General features: G+C 55.8%; 16 protein-coding genes and 1 tRNA gene. 9 read left to right on the top strand and 8 right to left on the bottom strand.

What is annotated here, in order from left to right; all coding sequences use genetic code 11:
* Window positions 1–140: 140 nt before the first annotated feature.
* From Q1B46_RS14925 to Q1B46_RS14935, 3 genes are all read right to left on the bottom strand, one after another.
* Complete coding sequence (locus Q1B46_RS14925; RefSeq protein WP_299949142.1) at window positions 141–1,163, bottom strand: aspartate-semialdehyde dehydrogenase; 1,023 nt, start codon at window positions 1,161–1,163, stop codon at window positions 141–143.
* A 111-nt stretch (window positions 1,164–1,274) separates the two neighbouring features.
* Complete coding sequence (locus tag Q1B46_RS14930) at window positions 1,275–2,309, bottom strand: glycosyltransferase family 4 protein (protein WP_299949143.1); 1,035 nt, start codon at window positions 2,307–2,309, stop codon at window positions 1,275–1,277.
* 18 nt (window positions 2,310–2,327) lie between these two features.
* Complete coding sequence (locus tag Q1B46_RS14935) at window positions 2,328–3,500, bottom strand: MFS transporter (protein ID WP_299949144.1); 1,173 nt, start codon at window positions 3,498–3,500, stop codon at window positions 2,328–2,330.
* 144 nt (window positions 3,501–3,644) lie between these two features.
* Between Q1B46_RS14935 and Q1B46_RS14940 the strand changes: the two genes are divergently transcribed.
* On the top strand, window positions 3,645–4,787 hold the full coding sequence (locus tag Q1B46_RS14940) for a DUF3095 domain-containing protein (RefSeq protein ID WP_299949145.1): 1,143 nt from the start codon (window positions 3,645–3,647) through the stop codon (window positions 4,785–4,787).
* On the opposite strand, the gene Q1B46_RS14945 is transcribed toward Q1B46_RS14940, so the two are convergent.
* Entirely contained in the window at window positions 4,774–6,192 is a 1,419-nt protein-coding gene (locus Q1B46_RS14945) for a pyridoxal-dependent decarboxylase (protein WP_299949146.1), read from the bottom strand. The two genes, Q1B46_RS14940 and Q1B46_RS14945, sit on opposite strands and share 14 nt — an antisense overlap.
* A gap of 142 nt (window positions 6,193–6,334) precedes the next feature.
* Between Q1B46_RS14945 and hpaR the strand changes: the two genes are divergently transcribed.
* Entirely contained in the window at window positions 6,335–6,769 is a 435-nt protein-coding gene (gene hpaR / locus Q1B46_RS14950; RefSeq protein WP_299949147.1) for a homoprotocatechuate degradation operon regulator HpaR, read from the top strand.
* A gap of 3 nt (window positions 6,770–6,772) precedes the next feature.
* Here hpaR and Q1B46_RS14955 read toward each other — a convergent pair whose 3' ends face one another.
* Together Q1B46_RS14955 and Q1B46_RS14960 are read right to left on the bottom strand one after the other, a co-directional pair.
* Window positions 6,773–7,987, bottom strand: a complete 1,215-nt coding sequence (locus tag Q1B46_RS14955; protein WP_299949148.1) for a crosslink repair DNA glycosylase YcaQ family protein — start codon at window positions 7,985–7,987, stop codon at window positions 6,773–6,775.
* Between the two features lie 6 nt (window positions 7,988–7,993).
* Window positions 7,994–9,019, bottom strand: a complete 1,026-nt coding sequence (locus tag Q1B46_RS14960; protein WP_299949402.1) for a LacI family DNA-binding transcriptional regulator — start codon at window positions 9,017–9,019, stop codon at window positions 7,994–7,996.
* Window positions 9,020–9,134: 115 nt separating this feature from the next.
* Here Q1B46_RS14960 and Q1B46_RS14965 point away from each other — a divergent pair.
* The 7 genes from Q1B46_RS14965 to Q1B46_RS14995 all read left to right on the top strand — a co-directional run bounded on the left by Q1B46_RS14965 (window position 9,135) and on the right by Q1B46_RS14995 (window position 16,796).
* Window positions 9,135–9,211, top strand: a tRNA-Arg gene (locus tag Q1B46_RS14965).
* A gap of 157 nt (window positions 9,212–9,368) precedes the next feature.
* On the top strand, window positions 9,369–10,853 hold the full coding sequence (locus Q1B46_RS14970; RefSeq protein ID WP_299949149.1) for a glycosyltransferase family 39 protein: 1,485 nt from the start codon (window positions 9,369–9,371) through the stop codon (window positions 10,851–10,853).
* 201 nt (window positions 10,854–11,054) lie between these two features.
* Window positions 11,055–11,816, top strand: a complete 762-nt coding sequence (locus Q1B46_RS14975; RefSeq protein WP_299949150.1) for a glycosyltransferase family 2 protein — start codon at window positions 11,055–11,057, stop codon at window positions 11,814–11,816.
* Complete coding sequence (locus Q1B46_RS14980) at window positions 11,813–12,112, top strand: lipid-A-disaccharide synthase N-terminal domain-containing protein (protein WP_299661471.1); 300 nt, start codon at window positions 11,813–11,815, stop codon at window positions 12,110–12,112. The genes Q1B46_RS14975 and Q1B46_RS14980 overlap by 4 nt, the downstream gene beginning before the upstream one ends.
* Before the next feature lie 172 nt (window positions 12,113–12,284).
* Entirely contained in the window at window positions 12,285–12,920 is a 636-nt protein-coding gene (locus tag Q1B46_RS14985) for a GNAT family protein (protein WP_299949151.1), read from the top strand.
* A gap of 78 nt (window positions 12,921–12,998) precedes the next feature.
* Window positions 12,999–14,768, top strand: a complete 1,770-nt coding sequence (locus tag Q1B46_RS14990; protein WP_299949152.1) for an adenylate/guanylate cyclase domain-containing protein — start codon at window positions 12,999–13,001, stop codon at window positions 14,766–14,768.
* A gap of 306 nt (window positions 14,769–15,074) precedes the next feature.
* Window positions 15,075–16,796: an AIPR family protein gene (locus Q1B46_RS14995; protein ID WP_299949153.1), complete on the top strand. Its 1,722-nt coding sequence runs from the start codon at window positions 15,075–15,077 to the stop codon at window positions 16,794–16,796.
* Window positions 16,797–17,150: 354 nt separating this feature from the next.
* On the opposite strand, the gene Q1B46_RS15000 is transcribed toward Q1B46_RS14995, so the two are convergent.
* Together Q1B46_RS15000 and Q1B46_RS15005 are read right to left on the bottom strand one after the other, a co-directional pair.
* On the bottom strand, window positions 17,151–18,059 hold the full coding sequence (locus Q1B46_RS15000; RefSeq protein ID WP_299949154.1) for a hypothetical protein: 909 nt from the start codon (window positions 18,057–18,059) through the stop codon (window positions 17,151–17,153).
* Window positions 18,060–18,195: 136 nt separating this feature from the next.
* Window positions 18,196–19,506, bottom strand: coding sequence for a hypothetical protein (locus Q1B46_RS15005; RefSeq protein ID WP_299949155.1), 1,311 nt, complete (start codon window positions 19,504–19,506; stop codon window positions 18,196–18,198).
* Window positions 19,507–19,521 lie beyond the last annotated feature (15 nt).

Genomic DNA, 19,521 nt, shown 5'->3' on the forward strand with positions numbered 1-19,521 from the left:
ATGCCGCCATTCGTAGTGCTCGGCTCTTCAAATACCAAAAAGAGTCGCTTTGCGCTCTGATTACTCCGCCTATTGAAAAAACAATAAACCCCACTGGCGGTGCAGCGGGGTTTACTTGGTCAGAGATTACGGTTCGGGCCTCAACCCTTCTTCAGAACCTCACGGCCCAGCAGCTCGGCGATCTGAACGGCGTTCAGGGCGGCACCCTTGCGCAGGTTGTCACTGACGCACCACAGGTTGATACCATTCTCGATGGTCGAATCCTGACGGATGCGGCTGATGAAGGTGGCGAAATCGCCCGCGCATTCGATGGGCGAGACATAGCCGCCGTCCTCACGCTTGTCGATCACCATGATGCCGGGTGCTTCGCGCAGGATATCGCGGGCTTCGTCTTCGTCCAGGAACTCTTCGAACTCGATGTTCACAGCCTCGGAGTGGCCAACGAATACTGGTACGCGGACGCAGGTTGCGGTGACCTTGATCGACGGATCGACGATCTTTTTGGTCTCGACAACCATCTTCCACTCTTCCTTGGTCGAGCCGTCTTCCATGAAGACGTCGATCTGCGGAATGACGTTGAAGGCGATCTGTTTCTGGAACTTTTTCGGTTCAACTTCAGTCGTAGGGTTGTAGATGGCCTTGGTCTGATCCCAAAGCTCATCCATGCCCTCTTTGCCGGAACCCGACACTGACTGATAGGTCGACACAACAACGCGTTTGATGCGCGCGCGATCATGCAGCGGTTTCAGCGCAACAACCATCTGCGCGGTCGAGCAGTTGGGGTTGGCGATGATGTTCTTGTTCTTGTAGCCGTGGATCGCCTCGGGGTTACATTCCGGCACGATCAGCGGAATGTCCGGGTCATAGCGATAAAGCGATGAGTTATCGATTACCACGCAGCCTGCGGCCGCCGCCTTGGGGGCGTACACTTTGGTGGCCTCGGAGCCCACGGCAAACAGCGCCATGTCCCAGCCGGTGAAATCGAACGTGTCCAGGTCTTTGGTCGTGAGTGTCTTGTCGCCAAAAGTCACCTCGGTACCCAGCGAGCGACGGCTTGCCAGAGCGGCAAGTTCATCGACGGGGAACTGGCGTTCTGCCAGGATGTTCAGCATTTCGCGGCCCACGTTACCCGTGGCGCCGACGACTACGACGCGATAGCCCATTTCATGTCTCCAAAGTTAAGGACGCGCGTTCATAGCCGCGATGCAGCGAAGAAAAAAGGGCTTTTGGGCATATTTCGCCCGCTCACACCGATTTGTCACGGTTGCCGGGGGCTAGTCCGCGTCCAGAAGGTGCCGATAGACCTTTACAATGGCCTGCGCTTCGCCTTCGATTCGAAAATTTTGTTCGACATGCGCGCGCGCGGCTTGACCCGCAGCGGCGAGTGCTGCGCGGTCCTGCAGCATATCCTCCAGCGCCCCGGCCAACGCTGCTGCGTTGTCTTTTTCAACCAGCCGTCCGGTCTCACCATCTTTGATCTGCGCACTGAACGCGCCGACCCCGTGACAGGCAATGGCGGGAACGCCCGATGCCATCGCCTCAAGCGGGGTCAGGCCGAACCCTTCGTGCCGCGCAGGGGCGACAAACAGATCAAGCGCGCGGTAGGTTTCGACAATCTCATCCCAGGGGCGCTCTCCCAGAAAATGCACTCGATCGCCAAGACCGGCGTCTTGCAGCTTTTGTATCTGCTCGGCCTGAAATGCCTCGAACTCTTTGGTGGCGCGCCCGGTGAAGATCACATGGGCATCCGCGTGGTTGGGCAGAACCTGTAGCGCCGCCTCAACCAGCAGGTCGACCCCTTTCTGAGGGCGGATGCGGCCAAAACAGCCGATCAGCAGCCCCTCAGGCAGACCAAGCTTTTGGCGCAGGGCGTGTTTGTTATCAGATGGGTGGAACAGCTCGGTATTGACGCCATGCATGATAACGGTTGCGGGATGCTCCAGAAATGAAGCCGCCTGAGGCGTCGTGGCGATCAGCGCATCCATTTTAGAGATCAGCCGTTTCGTAAATCCGGAATGATCGCGCTGCGCAGCGGAGGTGAACAGCAGTTTGTAGTTGCGCCTGAAAACCGAACGCAGGATCAGACCCATCAACATCTCGGTATTCCGCCGCGCATGCCAGACCCGTTTGCGATTAGGCAGGAACAGCAGTTTCCAGAGTCTGATATGGGGTAAATCATCCGGCAGGCCGGGGCCGGTGGCGCGTATGCCGATCATTTTGTCTTGGATCGGCAACAGCCGGATCACCGTGGTTGTCACGCCCGACAGGGAATGCTTCAGATTGGGCGCAATCACCTCAATGTCCTGCACGGGCGGCCTCCGGATGTTTCAGTCCACGCTGTCCCGACTGAATAGATAGATCACGCAGCCAATGGCAAGGGTGGCGGCGAAAAAGCCGAAGATTGCCGTATAGGGCGCAGTGGGGCCAATCCCGGCGCTGGCCGCATGGATGCGCCCAGTGGCAAATTGCGCCAGACCAGCGCCGCCGATGCCAAACAGGTTCAACAACGTAACGCCCCGCCCAACTAGATGCGCCGGAATGAAGGCGCGCCCATGGGCCATGATGACCGGAAAGCTGGCGCCTAGAAACCCGATGACAGCAAGCAACAGAATTGAAAGCCAGACGCCTGCGTCGATCCATAGGCAAAGCAACACCAAGGCAACTGCGCCCAAGGCGTTGCCACTAAAAATCACCCATTTGCGCGTCTTGAAGATGCGATCCAACGGCCCGTAAGCAAATGTGCCCGCAATCATCGCGGCCCCCATGATCAGCGTCGCCTGACCGATCTGTGCCGTGCTGAGGTTGAAGACATCGCGAAAATACGGCCCGGCCCAGAGCCCGCGCAATGCGGCAGAGGGCGCATAGGCCACCAACATCAGTGGCAGAATCGCCCACAGCGCCGGTTCCTTCAGCAGATCCAGAACCGATCCCTTCTGCTCGGTCTCGACGCGTTTCGGGTCATGCACGGTTAGCCAAATACCCGCCGCGACCACGCCCGAGATGATCGCAAGCCCCGCCAGCGTGGCGCGCCATCCCATCAATTCGACCGCCAGCGCCGTCGGGTACGAGGCTACCAGATTGCCGACAGACCCCACGCCCAGCATGACGGCGGCGAGTGTGGCGAATTTGGCAGGCGGAAACTCTCGGGCAAAGATATAGTAGGACGCCATCAGGACGGGTGAACAGCCAACCCCGATCAGTGCCATGGCCAGCGCCACATGAAACGGTGTTGTGGCGACAGCGAACAGGCCTGCCCCACCCGCGCCACCGATCAACAGCAAAAGGGCCGAGCTGCGCCTTGGCCCCACCCGATCCAGCGCCCACCCCACCGGAATCTGCATCGCAGCAAAAAGCAGAAACCAAAGACCCGACGCAAAGGCGAGGTCTTCGGGCGTGGCCCCGATATCCCTGCCCAGATCGGTCGTCAGCACGGCCAGAAAAGCGCGAAAAAACTGGCTGAGGACATAAGCCAGACATAATACTACCAACCCTGCCTGCATATGCTGCCCCTTTGCCCGAATGCCCGTCTGCGATGCTTTGCACGTCGTGCAGCGCCGCACAAGCGCATGCGAGGTTTCGAAAGGGGCAGACATCTTTCGGGTTTGGGCTATCTTGTAAACAGTTTTGGATTTTCAGAGAGCGCCATGCCCCCCTTAGACTCTTTATTTTATGACTCCGTTCCCATTTCGAACGACTTCCTGCGCCTCAGCGACCCTGCCCAGTTCACACCCCTGCCAGATACGTGGATCCTGGGAGTTGCCGATATCGTGGATTCGACCGGAGAGATCGCAAGGGGTCGCTATAAGACGGTGAACATGGTCGGTGCGGCTGTGATCTCGGGCATGATCAACGCGCTGGGCGGGCGGGTGTTTCCTTATGTCTTCGGCGGCGATGGCGCTGGGTTTGCTGTGCCGGGGGAAGATGCCGATGCCGCTCGGGAAACACTGGCGGCATTGCAAAGTTGGGCCGAAACAGAGTTCGCGATCACGCTGCGTGCAGCGCTGGTTTCCGTGTCCGATATCCGCGCCGCTGGTCGCGATCTGCGTGTCGCGCGCTTTGCGCCCTCTACCGGGGTTGATTATGCGATGTTTACGGGCGGTGGTTTGGCATGGGCTGAGGCACAGATGAAATCCGGGACCTTTACCATCCAACCGGCTGGGCCAGACGCGCAGCCCGATCTGACCGGCCTGTCCTGCCGCTGGTCCAACAGCCCGGCCCGACACGGTCAAATCGTGTCACTGGTAATTCAGCCAACATCAGAGTCTAACGAAGCAGATTTTGCCAATCTGACCCAATCTGTGCTGTCTGTCGCCGAGGGGTTGGAACGTGCCGGTCACCCGGTTCCACTCAAGGGTCCCCCGATGAGTTGGCCACCTCCCGGTGCAGACCTCGATGCCCATGTCTCACGCGCTGGGCGCAATTTGCTCATGCAGAAGATACGTCTGATGATCGGGAACATGTTGATCGGTTTGCTATTCAAAACCGGGATGCGCTTGGGGCAGTTCGAACCCAACCACTACAAAGAGATGGTGAGCCGCAACGCCGATTTCCGCAAGTTCGATGACGGGCTGAAAATGACATTGGATTGTGATCCGGCCACATTGGACCAGATCACCCGAATGCTGGAAGACGCACAGTCAAAAGGTAAAATCCGATACGGCCTGCATGCCCAGCAAGAAGCGATGATGACCTGCTTTGTCCCCTCGGCCATGCGCGATGACCATGTGCATTTCGTTGACGGGGCCTCGGGCGGCTATGCACAGGCCGCCGCTGTCATGCGTGCCTAAGGCGGCGCGCGATCTCGGTGATCACGTCATAGGCCATCATGACATCTTGTTCGGTGGTTTCGAACTGACCGGCCTGAAAGCGGATCACCATATCTCCATCCACCCGGGTTTGGGTCAGGTAGATCCGCCCGTCATCGTTGATCGCATTCACCAATCGCAGGTTCAGTTCGTCCAGGTCAGTAGCGCCCGCAGGCGCATAGCGGAATGTCCACAGCGACCACATCGGCGGTGTGACGATTTGGAAATCTGGTTCGGCTCCCAACCGGTCATGCAAAGCAACGGACCAGTTGACGTGATTGCGCAGCCGCTCGCGCAATCCCTCCAGCCCGTAGTTTCTGATGACGAACCACAGCTTCAGCGCCCGGAACCGACGGCCCAGCGGGACCGACCATTCCGAATAATTGATTATTCCGTCCTTCCCATGGGTTTTCAGGTATTCCGGGCTGATTGCTAGCGTGCGCACCAGATCATCGGGGTTTTTCAGAAAATGCGCGCAGCAATCGAATTGTACGCCGAGCCATTTGTGTGGATTGAAGACGATGCTGTCAGCCTGATCGATCCCGGGCCAGTAATGGCGATATTCTGGGCAAATCATGGCCGACCCGGCCCAGGCTGCATCGACATGGGTATAGAGGTTGTATTTCCGCGCGACTTCAAGGCAGCGATCTACTGGATCGGTCGCGCCTGTTCCGGTTCCACCGACACACAGAATCACGCCTGATGGTTGATAACCAGAGTCTAAATCGGACAAAATTGCTGCCTCAAGTGCCTCGGGATCCATCCCGCGCCAATCGCCCTGAACCGGGATGCGCACCAGATTGTCCTGTCCAAACCCAGCCACCCAAATGGCACGGTCGACCGATGTGTGCACCTCGGACGAACAGTAAACGCGCAGCGGTTTCTGACCGAACAGACCCTGGCTGTTACCCTGCCACTTCGTTGCCTTTTCGCGCATGGTCAGTACCGCAGCCAGCGTCGCCGACGAGGCGGAATCCTGAATGACGCCGGCAAATTCAACGGGCAGGTCCAGCGCATCGCGCAGCCACTCCATCATCCGCGTTTCCATCTCGGTCGCGGCGGGTGAAGTTTGCCACAACATGCATTGTGGCGCGATGGCGCTGGTTAGAAACTCGGCCAGCACAGACGGGGCCGAAGCGTTGGCGTTGAAATAGGCAAAAAATCGGGGATGTTGCCAATGGGTGATCCCGGGCATGACGATTTGCTCGAAATCACGAAAGATATCCTCAATCGCTTCACCTTTTTCAGGAGGATGTGCGGGCAATGCGTTCAGGATATCACCGGGTTCTGTCTGGGCACGAACAGGTCTTTCGCCTACGGTCAGGTGATAGTCTTGCGCCCATTCGGCGGCTTTCTTGCCCCAATCGGAAAACTCGTCCCAGTTCATCATCATCTCCTTTTGGTCAACCTGCTGTCGTGCGGCCCGACTAGATCATTTTATTGAACAAGTTAACTAAAATCTAGTGCTACGAATTCGGAAGATCCATCAATCTATTGCGAAACAAAGAAAGTTGCGCGAAAATTCCCTTATGGTGAAGACTTTACCTTTGACATCTCGATCGTTGCCGATTGCCTTATTGCGCGCGCGCGAAAAGGTGATGGGCCCTATACGTGGCGTGCTAAGCGACGTGGGCGTTACCGAACAGCAGTGGCGCGTTCTGCGGGTCTTGCAAGAAGAAGGCGCGCAAGAACCCACGCAGATCGCTGAACGCGCCTGTCTGCTTCTTCCCAGCCTGACTCGGATCTTGAAAAAGCTGGAAGACAAGAAGCTGATCATCCGGCGCGCAGATACACAAGACAGGCGTCGCCAAATTGTTGAAATCACAAATGACGGTCTGCAGATAATCCATACCAACCTGCAGGAAATGTTGCAGCTGGCGGAACATACCCGTGCCTTGATGGGGGCCGAGCGGCACGAGCTGCTGTTGAACCTTCTGGGCGAACTTCACGAAATCGAAGATTAGGCTCTACTTAGGGTCTTTTAGCCATTGGTCGGCAAACTCAATATCGCTCAGATCAGCGAATCGTCGAACCCGGTCAAGCTCGGCCTCCAGACGCCGGGTTCTTGCGTCGGACCAGCGGATGGACCGTTCAGGCCACACTGCACGAATATGCAACACGCCGCGATCACGGTGCGCCTTCATGTCGATGCGCCCGATCAGCCGGTCCCCTTCCATCATCGGGAAGACATAATAACCATAGACGCGCTTAGGTTCGGGCACGAACACTTCGATGCGATAGTGATACCCAAACAAGCGCTCGGCTCGGTTACGGTCACGCAACATGGGATCAAACGGGCTGAGAATCCTGATCCGGCCCGGCGCACTGGGCAGCGCTGCGGCTTGTTCACAAATACCGGGTCGGGCAAAGACTTTGCGATCCTTCCCATCCGCACAAACCACGGCAATTTCTTCAATTTCGCCCTTTGTCAGGGCCTGTTCGCACCACGTTTTCGCTTCGGCTGCGCTGACGGTATCCCAAAAAGCGGCCAGCTCACCCGAGGTTGCAAAGCCCAGCCGATCGAGCGCTGAACTACACAGCCAATCCACGGTCTGATCTGTGTCGCAGGGTATGTTGCCGGGGCAAAGCTGGGTTTCGATCACCCGCTCGGTCAGATCGTATCGCTTTTGAAACCCGTCGCGCCCAACCACCGTAAGAGCCCCGGACCGCCAAAGATACTCCAGCGCTGTTTTTGATGGATGCCAATCCCACCAACCGCCCGAGCCCTTCTTTTCGTCCTTGCCCACATCGGACGATCCGACGGGCCCATGATCGCGGATATGGTTCAGAACAGTGTCGAACTTTTGCTCAAACCCGTCACGCCGCCAGTTTTTCCAGCGTGCTTTCAACATATCGGCATCGCGCAGAAATCGCAGATGCCAATGGCGATAAAATTCCATCGGAATGACTGCGGCGTCATGTGTCCAATGCTCGAACAGCGCCCGGTCACGCTCGTAAAGTCGCTTGAGATGACGCGCGCGATAGCTGGGCCGCCGCGCATAGAGGATCATGTCGTGGGCGCGTGCAACTGTGTTGATACTGTCAAGCTGCACAAACCCCAGGCGATGAATCAGATGCAGCAGGTCATCGCCCTTGGAGCTTCCGGTGGGCTGTTCCAGCAATGCATGGCGATCCATGAACAGTGCCCGCGCTGCACGGTTATCCAATCGTTGCAGTGCCATCGGGCTTTAACGCCGCTTCAGTGTATCGCCAAAGCTGATCTTGGGGGTCAGGGTGACGCGGGTTTCAACATCCGATTCCGGATCGACCAGCTTGGCCGCGATGATTTCAGCAGCAGTGCGTCCGATCTCGGTCCGGCAAGCGTCCATTGTGGCCAGCTTGCGCGGCAGGCCTTGCAGCAGCTCTACATTGTTGAACCCGGCCAATCCGATCTGACCCGGGATATCAATGCCTTGATCCAGCAGATACAGCAGCCCGCCCGCACCTATCATGTCGTTGGAATAATACAGAAAATCCAACTCGGGTGAGCGTTCCAGCATGGCCTGCGTCATCTCACGCCCCTTCGCCAGTGCCGAGCCACCTGAATAGAACTCGCGATCCTCGATCTCAATTCCATGCTTGCCGAGCACTTCGGTAAAGCCTTCGAACCGCTTCCGGGCGCGGTGGTCCAGAGGCATCTTGGTGCCCATAAAGCCGATATGCTCATATCCTGCCTTCAGGATCGCCTGCGCCATCTCGCGCCCGGCGCGACGGTGTGAAATCCCCACCATCGCATCGACGGGCTTTCCGTCAGTGTCCATGATCTCGACCACCGGAATTCCGGCAGAATCCAGCATGGCGCGCGCGGCTTCCGTATGCTCCAGCCCGGCAATGATCACGCCCGACGGCCGCCACGAGAGCATCTCGTACAGAACCTTTTCTTCCTTTTCGGGCAAGTAATCTGTGACGCCGACCACCGGCTGCAGCTCTGTATCTTCCAGCACCTGATTGATACCGGTCAGCACCTCGGGGAATACCATATTCGACAGCGACGGTATGATCACCGCCACGAGGTTCACGCGGCTTGATGCCAACGCGCCCGCGATCTTGTTAGGCACATACCCCAGCTCCTTCGCTGCAGCCAGAACGCGGGTTCGGGTGGCATCGGACACATCGCCGCGATTGCGCAGCACCCGGCTGACCGTCATTTCGGACACTCCGGACGCTTCCGAGACATCGCGAAGGGTAAGCGGGCGTTTAGTTTCTGTTGTCACCGGGGATACCTGCATTGTTAGTTTCCCCGATGGTAGCGTGAACAGGGTAAACTGTTCAACTGTTGTGCAAAGCCCATGACAAGCCGAAAAAACCCCGCTAGAAAAAACGTTGCGCGGCCCCGTGGCTCAACTGGATAGAGCAGCCCCCTCCTAAGGGGCAGGTTGCAGGTTCGAATCCTGCCGGGGTCGCCAGATTTTCGCGAACTTTCTGGCTGTGGTGAGGCGAACAAATGCCTTGCCCTTACGAAGGTCTCGCAATAGGTGACGCAGATCGAACAGCGGCACCCTGTCTGGCCTGACAAGGGCATTGCCAGAGACCCGCAATCGCGCGATGGAACTGAAAAACAGCATGACCAGCAACGCCTTGAACTGGAAAACTTCGCTTCCCTATTTCATCACTGCACTGGTGATTTTCGTCGTGTGGGCATGGCATCTGAATGACCTCGGGGTCGGCCACATCTATCATTATGATGAATTCTACACCTATGACCGCAGTACAGGGTTCGCCAGAAATGACGACTGGCTGGCGGTGTATTCCAACAATGCGCCCAGTTTGAAAAAGCCGCCCATGCAATATTGGATGTCGGCGCTGCTGATGGAATTCGGGGTTGCGGACATTCTGGCCTTGCGATTGCCTTCGATGATTTTTGCGCTGGGTGTTCTGTTGGCGACTGCGGTGCTGGCGCGGGTCATGATCCCGCTAAGCCCTTGGGCCATGTTGCCCCCGGTTCTGATGGTGGCCAGTTCGCTGCAGTTCTGGCAACACGCCACCTCTGCGATGCTGGATATGGGGGCTGTATTTTTCTCGACCCTCAGCATCGCGGCATTGATCGCGGCGTTTGAAAGGCCAAAATACTGGCCCCTATTTGGTGCAACCATCGTTTTGGCCGCGTTACAGAAAAGCCCGACACCGCTGGCCTTTCTTGCATTGGCCTTTCTGACACTGAAGATAACCCGAAAATGGCAACCCGAACCGCCGATCGAAATCTGGCGAAACAAAAAGTTTCGGCGGATGCTGGCGATATCGGTCCCGCTGGCCTTTGCCTGGCCGATACTGCAGGAACTCCGCTTTCTTTTTGATGGCTCGCTGGATGGCAACATCAAGGGCGAGATGCTGGACCGTTTTCGCCCGTCGCTCAGCGACCGGGGCTTGGGAAAACTCTATGATCTGATCCTCACGGGTGAGCCGTGGCTCCGTTTGATCGGCTTTGTCGGCCTTTGCGCGCTTCCCTTCCTGCAGAAACGCCCCAAGCTGTACGTTGCGACCGGAATAGCGGTATTTTTTGTCATCATGATGTGGGCTGCATCGGGCAAAGTATATGCAAGATACACGTTGCTTATCCTCCCGATGTTGATGGTTGGGGCAACAGGCCTGCTGTTTTCCGTCAAACGCCTGCAATGGGTTGGAATGGGCGTTGCGCTGGTCTTGTGCTTCTTCGCGGGCGGGCCGCTCAAAGATCGTGTGGCCACGGATCTTGGCCAGGGTCGCGTGCGTCTGGGTGTGCCTGAATCAGAACTCCTGAAGCCGCTTGGAGACATGCTGCAGCCTGATGAAACACTGCTGATCTGTGCAAGTGACCGAAAAATGCGGGTTCCGCCTGGTGCGGCGTCAGTTTATGCCTCAAACGGTCAGCGCTTCATTTACCTGCGCAGGCTGGAATTGCAGCGGTATCTGGAAAAATTCGACTACACGACTGGCCCGCTGCGGGGTCTTTGCACGATAGCCGAGCTTGAGCAGCTTGCGCCCGAACTTGATGGGCTTTCGACAGAACCAACAGCGGTCGAAGGTCTTGTCTACTGGTCGGCAACCGGGGTCAAAGTCGTTTCGGAATAGACATGTTGGCGCAGGCTTTGGTGGACGGTTGATATCGATCCGCTTGTCACAGCCAGTGCACGGCGTCCGAACCGATTGTCGGGCTGCGCAGGGGTTCCGCAAAGTTGCGCTGATCATTGGCTTTCCTTGCGGTCGCCACTTGAATTTTTACTGACGATCAATCAAAAGCCCATGTGACTGACTCAACAAGAGTTTATTTCAATGCGTGCAGAATCCGATGCCAGTGCTGATAGCCGACCCGCTGTTTCGGTTGTGATTCCGATGCACAATGAACAGGGTGCGGTGCCCGATCTTGTGAAAGGGATCTGTGACGCGGCATCCGACCTGCCCGAATTTGAGATCATCGCGGTGGATGATGGGTCGACCGACGGAACCTATGAGGCGCTTAAGGCAATGCAGGCGGATTGCCCGCAGTTGCGCATTCTCCAGCATAAAACGGCCGGGGGTCAAAGCGCGGCGGTGCATTCTGGGGTCAAGGCTGCGCGGGCAGATATCTGCTGTACGCTTGACGGGGACGGGCAGAACCCTCCGGCAGAGCTGCCAAAGATTTGGGCCCCTCTGGTCTCGGGCGGTGATGCGAGTGTCGGTCTTGTGGCGGGACAACGGGTTGGCCGGAAAGATACCGCGTCAAAAAAGCTCGCCTCGCGTTTTGCGAATGCCTTGCGCGGCTGGATGCTGAAGGACGGCACCCGTGATACGGGTTGCGGGTTCAAAGCGTTTCGAACGCAAGCCTTTCTTGATCTTCCATTTTTCAACCATATGCACCGATATCTGCCAGCGCTTTTCAAAGCCTACGGTTGGAATGTGGCGCTGGTTGACGTGGCGCATCAGCAGCGTATGACAGGCCAGTCAAAATACACCAATTTCGGGCGGGCTATTGTTGGCATTTGGGATCTGTTCGGCGTCGTCTGGCTGACCCGACGCGCCAAATCCGTTTCGGCAACCGAGGCGAATCGGCCGTGAAAGAAACCATTCTCGAAATTCTGCACGTCGACAGCCCGACCGAGGCCCTGTGGGTATTCATCGGTCTGGCCGGGCAGCTGATGTTCAGCGCCCGCTTCATTGTTCAGTGGATCACGTCCGAACGCGCCAAGAAATCGGTCATACCGTTGGCGTTCTGGTATCTTTCCATAGGCGGTGGACTTATATTGCTCAGCTACGCGATCTATCGCCGTGATCCGGTGTTTATTTTGGGTCAGTCGATGGGTTTGTCGATCTACCTGCGCAACATCTTCCTGATCCGCGCCGAGAAGCGCTGATCCGATCTAAATACGCCCAATTTGATCCTTCGCCAGACCATGTCGACCGCCCCGTTCAGCGGGGCCGCAGTTGACCGGTGGGTTGTGTGAATAACCCGTTCTTGTTTCTGAGATTTTTATGCTAGTATCGCGCGAATAGATTTTTGCATTTTGTATTCGGAGGTCGTTTCCCTTGCCCGACACCTCACACCGGCAGTTCAAACTGCGCCCCATGGAAAAGGCGGATCTTGAGATTGTGGCCCGCTGGTTTCAGGATGTTCGTGATCTTGCCCTGTTCGACAGGACCACGCGTATTCCACAGAATCTGATGCAAACCGAACATGCGTGGGACGATGCTGTTGGTGTCTCGGGCAGGAATGAAAGATGTTGGTTCGTGATTGAAAGCGATGATCGCGAAACTGTCGGGGTGGTCGGGCTCGAATCAATATCGCCTTTCAACCGAGATGCGGTAATTCCGGTGTTTGTCGAAAAATCTTTGCGACGTCAGGGTGTGGCCGTGCGGGCAGTTGCTCTGATGCTGGATTTTGCGTTCCAGCAATTGGGGCTGAACCGGATCACGTCGTATTATCGGTCTGACAATCTCGGCAGCCGCGATTTGATCAGTCGACTGGGCTGTCAGGTTGAAGGCACCTTAAGGCAGGCCTGGTTTGCTGACGGGCAGTTTCACGACATGGTCGTCGTCGGGATACTGCAACAGGATTGGGCAGAACGACGGGCAGCGCTTGCACAGGAACTGGACCGTGAAATCGTAGTCAGCTTTGGCGCGACAGGCTGGTCCTGGCCGCCTGAAAGCAATGCTGACTCATGAAATGACGCGAAATTTGTTTGAAACTTTGTTAAAACGCTCTCGTCGGCCTCGACGAGACTACGCAATTGAGTGCTATCAGTGAAAACGACCGGTTCGGACCCATCAATTAAACAAAAGCTTGGGGCGGTGCTATTTGCCGATGTTGTCGGCTATTCCCGCCTGATGAGTGAAAATGAGATGGACACGTACAATGCGTTGAAATCTCTTCTGTCCCAACTTGAGGGCATCTGCATAAAATATCAGGGCAAGATCATCGAGGTGCGCGGTGACGGCATTCTTGCCCTTTTTGATACCGCCACCAGCGCGGTTGAATTCAGCATCGAACTGCACCGGATTGCGGCAGAGCATAATCAGACGCGGCTGGACGGTCAGCAGATCAAGTTCCGCGCAGGCGTGCACATGGGCGAAGTGCTGATGGATGAACGCGGTATCCACGGCGATAACGTCAACATCGCCGCCCGCCTGCAAGAGATTGCCGAGCCTGAGCGGGTGTATGTCAGCGCAGCCGTCTATGAGCAGATCCGCAATCGCCTGCGCTATGGCTATGAATTTCTTGGGCCAAAGCAGCTTAAAAATATCCTGTCTCCGGTAGCCACTTACTGTGTACGAACCGAGGTTGAAGGCGCCACAATGGCCGCAACCTTGCGCCCCGAAATGCAGTTGGAGGTGCTGGAACGGCCCGATATCCCTTCGGTCGCGGTGCTGCCGTTCGCCAGCCAGGGCGGGGGTGAGGATGACAGCTGGGTTGCCGAAGGGCTGACCGATGACATCATCATGAACCTGTCGAAATTCCGGAACCTGTTCATCATTGCCCGGAATTCATCCTTCTTCTTCAAGACCCAGTCGATGTCCCCGCAAGAGGCGGCCCGGCGTCTGAATGTGCGTTATATCGCGCGCGGCAGTGTTCGTCGTTCGTCCAGCCGGATCAGGATCACCGCCGAGCTGATAGATGCAAATTCTGAGCGCACAATCTGGGGCGAAAGATTCGACCGTAAGCTCGACGATGTCTTCGATATTCTGGATGAAGTGACCGAATGCATTGTCGCGGCCACGGCGGTGATGATCGAGTCGCACGAGAAACAGCGCATGGTGCAGTCGATACCGTCAGACCTGCAGGCCTATGGCTCTGTCCTGCAGGGGCAGCATCATATCTTCAAATACACGCGCAATGATAACCGCAAGGCGCAGCATTGCTACGAATCTGCACTGGAACGTGACGGTGGATATGCAAGGGCTGCAGCGGCCTTGTCGCGCACGCTCAACATCGATTGGCGCTATTCCTGGACCGAAGATCCGGGCAGCGCGCTGGACAAGGCGCTCTCGCTGGCCCAACGCGCCGTGGAACTCGACCCCACAGATGCGCGCGGATTTGGAGAGCTGGGCTATGTCCAGCTGTACCGGAAAGAGCATGACGCGGCGATCGAATCCTACAAGCGCGCCTTGCAGTTGAACCCCAATGACGCGGATATGCACTCTGACTACGCCGATGCGCTGGCCCATTGGGGCGACAACGAAACCGCGATTCAACACCTGCAACAGGCGATGCGCCTGAACCCCTATTTCCCCGATCAGTACCTCTGGCATCTGGGCGGGGCCTATTACAACCTCAAGCGATATGACGATGTGATCTCTTGCGTGAACAAGATGAACAACCCCACCGAAGGACAGCGGGTGCTGGCCGCCAGCTATGCCCATAAGGGCGAACTGGATATGGCGCGTCAAATCGCCGACAAACATCGCGCGGTCCATCCGAATTTTTCCCTGTCGCGCTGGGCGAAGGTTCAACCGGATCGCCTGTCCGATGACACACAGCATTTTGTTGAGGGTCTAAAGAAGGCCGGGTTCTGAGAGCAAGAACGGCAGCAAGGCGCAGAAACCGGACACTGCAAAATTGCAATGCATGGCGGCGTCTTGAGGCTGAAACAGCCCAAAGCGGACACGATCTTGGTGCATCCTGAGATCCATGCTTTCTGCAAGGTGGGCGGGAAGCAGACGAGCGGTGCGTGTGTGATCTCTCCAACCAAAAAATGATTGTGGTAGCCAATGGATGGTTCTTTCCTAGCGTCAATCTCGCAAGCTAGGCTAGAACCTACTTGTCGTCTTGCCTATTTCCCGCTTAGCGTGTGGAAGCATACTTATTTAGGATGATTTTTGATGGCAATGAACCCAATTGTTCGAGCTCAGCTCAACGATTTCAAAAATGCTAACGTACACGAAAAAGGTGACGACAGTGATTTTTTCGAAGTGATGTCCATTTTTGCTGTAGAAAACGGCATTCTAGGCGAAAATATTGATCCATTTCGAGCCCACCTGAGAGGCCAAGAGTTTGGCATTGATGGGATTGCTATTAGTGTTCAAGGTACTCTGTGTGTTGACGCCGATGAGGCCGAGTCTGTACTTTCAGTTGGAAGGAACCACGTCGGATCCTTCCATATGTATCAGTCCAAAACGTCGGACGGCCTCGACTACGGGCAGATTTCGAAGTTTCTTGATGCTGTTTATGACTTTTTCACCGACTTAGAACTTTTGAAGGGTGATCAGATCGAAGATCTGGTTGGTGCGCGCGATCAGGTATTTGCAGCCGCAACTAGGTCAAATCCGGACCTCAAGTGCTATTTCTGCACAACTGGTTCCGGGGAAATATCAGATGCAATCGGCACTCTCATTCAAAGCAACCGGTCTCGGCTAGCGGCGCTCAATGTATTTGGTTCAATCGACATTTTATGTTTGGGTGCCCGCGACATTCAGGATGCGTTCAGAGCGGCAACAAACTCATCGAAAGCATCGATTAGCTTTCCAAAAAATATGACGCTTCCAGATCACGATAACATCGAAGAAGCCTATATCGGCTATGTTACCGCAGACCAAATTTTGGAGATGGCTCTAGGTGAAGCTGATAGTCAGGGAGAGCGTCATATAAACCGCGCTCTATTCTATGACAACGTCAGAGATTTCAATCCGAACTCAGAGATAAACAAATCAATACTTGCCGAACTTGAAGCAGGCGATCTGTCGTCTTTTGTATTCAAAAACAACGGCATTACAGTGGTTTCAAAAACCATTGCCCGGAAAGGCGATACGTTTACTATTGAGGATTACCAAATAGTCAACGGTTGCCAAACTACAAATATCCTTGCTCAAGCGCCTGATTGTGCTAGCCAGATTAGCGTGCCGCTCAGGTTGATCGGAAGCTCTGATCCGGACTTCATTGCCAAAATCATAGTAGGAACGAACAAGCAAAATGAGGTTCGAGAAGATCAGTTTTGGGCCTTACTCCCATTCATGAAAGACCTTGAGATATATTGCTCTGGCCAGGATGGGGATGAGAGAATTCTCATCGAACGACGGGACAATCAATATAGAGATGTCGCAATAGAGCGAACTCGGATTATGAAGCCGTCCGATCTAATGAAGATCGCAGCCGCAGCCTTCTTTTTTCAACCAAATCGCGCTGCACGCGATCATAGGGGAATCCGCAAAGAGTTTGCAGATAAGATTTTCTTGCGAGATCACAGTGTCGAACTCTATCACATGGCAGCGCTTTCCTTATACAAATTTGATTACCTTGTTCGCACATCCAAGGTGCCCCGTACTTATGTCATTTATAAGTTCTTTATCCTGTATGCTTTAGTCCGTCAGTTTTGGAACACGCCGAACCTTCTTGAGGCGAATCCAAGGCAGCGTTCTGCGGTACAAAAATCTGTTATGGCTATCATACTCGATAACGACTTGTACGCGGAGCATGTCCAGAAAGTTTCAAACCATATGGATAGTTTGATTTCTGCCGCTGGTGCGAAGACTAGGGAACAGGTTCGAGACTTTATTCGAACGGAAAGCTTCTCGGAAAGCTTCACTAATTCCTTTTTTAGGATTTAGTTGGGAGGGGGCTCTTCGGCCATTTTCTTGAACACTATTGATGCCGATTGTCGGGAAACCCAGCATTCTGAATGCAACGAGCCACAAGCTCTTACTCGGCTAAGCCAACATAAGAGGACGTTGGTGCGAAGGTCTGCTTTGTGGTCTGTGACCGCAGCATTGACTTTGGGTGCCGGTCGTCCGCTTTGGGCTGCTAAGCAACCTTGTGCACACGCAGCTACCAGATCACTCGGCTATGTCCGGTCCGGGCTCAATGCAGGCATAAAGTCGCTGCTGTCCACACACTTGCACGTATGTGGTCAGCAACACTTGTCATATAAGGCTTAACTCAAGAGCGCCTCGTCTTAACCGGTCCTATTCCCCGCGCGCCTTTGCACCGGACACTTTGGCACCACTGACCTTGGCGCCAGATACCTTGGCTCCGCTGACTTTCGCTCCGGATACCTTGGCCCCACTGACCTTGGCCCCGGATACCTTGGCACCGCTGACCATCGGGGCGTCGTATTCGAAATAGACGTCCAACAGCACTTCTTCGATCTGGCCAGCCGCAATATCCATGCGGAGGGTGTAATCAGCCTGATCGTAGTTCCAGACACGAATATCGCTGGCAATCTGGTAGTCTGCAGCAGCCACGCCCGAGACCGATGGGTTCATCGGTGCGCGCGCGGTTTGCTGCGTGGTATCCTCTCCGGCTTTGTCCAGCTTGAACCCGTAGGGCAGGTTGCCGCCGGTGGCACTTTCGCCGTGGCCGTGGACCAGAAAGATCGTCGGTTCGGGCATCTCGTAATAGGTGCCATCGTAGGCGAAGCCGTAAATCCGAGCCAGCCGCGCATCGCCTCCAAGCTGGTCGCCGATAAAATTATTTACGCCGCGACCCCTCCTGCGGTCATCCTGTTCGATGAACAGCTGATCTTTGTGGCTGTTTGCGGTCTGCTGCCAATAGGTATTTTTGAACTGGCGGCCCCGGCGAATGTAGACAAACGAGTCGTGTGAGACTTTCTTGCGCTTATCGAATTTGAACTCTCTACCGGATTTGACCACCTTGTAGATGCCTGAATGCGCGTTCGCTGATGCGCCCACCTGAACCAGAACCCGGTCGTCTTCGCGGACAACAACACCGTCGATCTTCAGGAAGGTGTTATTCAGCTCAGCTTCGGTTGCAAGCTCTTCCGCCAAACGGACCGAACGCTGTTTCAGTTTAAGATCGCTTAACTCTCGCCCGAACAATAATACCTCGGAAAAACTGAGTAAGGACTCAGACATATCACTTTCTCCCTATCGGGGGCCGGCGGAGCCTAGGGCAACGCCTGTCCCAGTTTGCGCATTCCTTGCGCTTCGATTGTCAAATTATCACCCCGTGTGCATAACCTGCCATAATAGCGGGGCAAAAACAAAGACTTTAAGGCTCTTTCGCTTCGGGCGCCAATGTACGAACCGACGCTGCATGGCTTGACCCGTCCGGCTTGGTCAGACGTGGGCCGGGCCGTGTCAGTCCGATGTCGCGCATTCGGAAATTGCCCTCGATGATCTGCCGGAATGCACCGCCGGTGATCTCGTGATCGACCACGACCAAAGCGCGCTCGACCCCGAAATAGCTTAACATGTCAGCGTCCAGCATCTCCCACGCATCGGCAAGGTAAGTTCCCAGCAAATCCCGCGCTTCGATCAGCGCAACGCGGAACCCTTCGGGGTCGGCGGCGTAATGTTCATCAAACAAATCCTGCATGATCGCATTGTATTCGTCGGACCCTTCCAGCACGTCCGACAATTCCTCCATTTCAGGATCGATCACATTATGGGCGACCAGCCGTTCATGGTAGATATCGACCAGAATATCGAACATGGCACCGGTCAGCGGTTCAGACAGGGCGTGTTCGCTTGACCACCCCTTCGAGAATTCAGACAGCGTCCGGTCATTGGCGGCGATCCGGATTTGCGAGTTCTGCGACAGCTCGGCAAAGCGGCTGAGCCGGTTATAGGTATAGAGGTTCCCGCGCGTGTTCTTCAGCACCTCATCCACGACCGAGCCGAAATGCAAAGACGCCAAAAGCGCGACCATATCCGCCGCAGATTCATGAAACCCGTAATACTCGCCAGTTGCATCCTCTTCCGAGGGCAGGCCGATGACGCTGTAAATGATGGCATGCCCGATCTCATGCGCCACCACGTCAAAGTTCAGGCTGTAGGGGCGGTATTCATCGCCATGCTCGCGGGTGCCGCCGGTTTCCAGAAACCCCCAACCGATATGCGCATTGTCGAGACCGGGCAGCAATGACAGCTCTAGCCGGTCGAAGTCACGCTCGAAATGCCACGGGATCGACCGGCCGAAATATCCCTCCCACACATCCATGGTAAAATGGGCCGACCCGAACAGATGGGCGGCTTCAAAGCCGGGGTCTTCGGGATCGATATGGATGAAATTACCGAACTCATCGGGTTCGGGTGGTGGCAGGATATAGCCGTCCCAGGCGGGCAGATACATCTCGGGGCCATCTTCACCCTCGATCATCGCGCCATAGGGGGTCGTCTTGTCGACCGGGTACATCGCGTACATGCGCGGCCCCGAGGGTCCGGGCCCGATACTGCCCTGCGGGGCCGAGATTTCGACCAGTTCGGGTTTCGAGTTTGGCTCAAGATAAGGCGATTGCGGGTAAAGCAGAAACCGCGTGCCCGGAGTTTCACTTTCCGAATAGTCGGGCCAGATCGTCAATGTCCCCTCCCGTTA

Origin of the sequence: uncultured Ruegeria sp. (assembly GCF_947500045.1) — a bacterium.
In the GTDB taxonomy this organism is placed as follows: domain Bacteria; phylum Pseudomonadota; class Alphaproteobacteria; order Rhodobacterales; family Rhodobacteraceae; genus Ruegeria.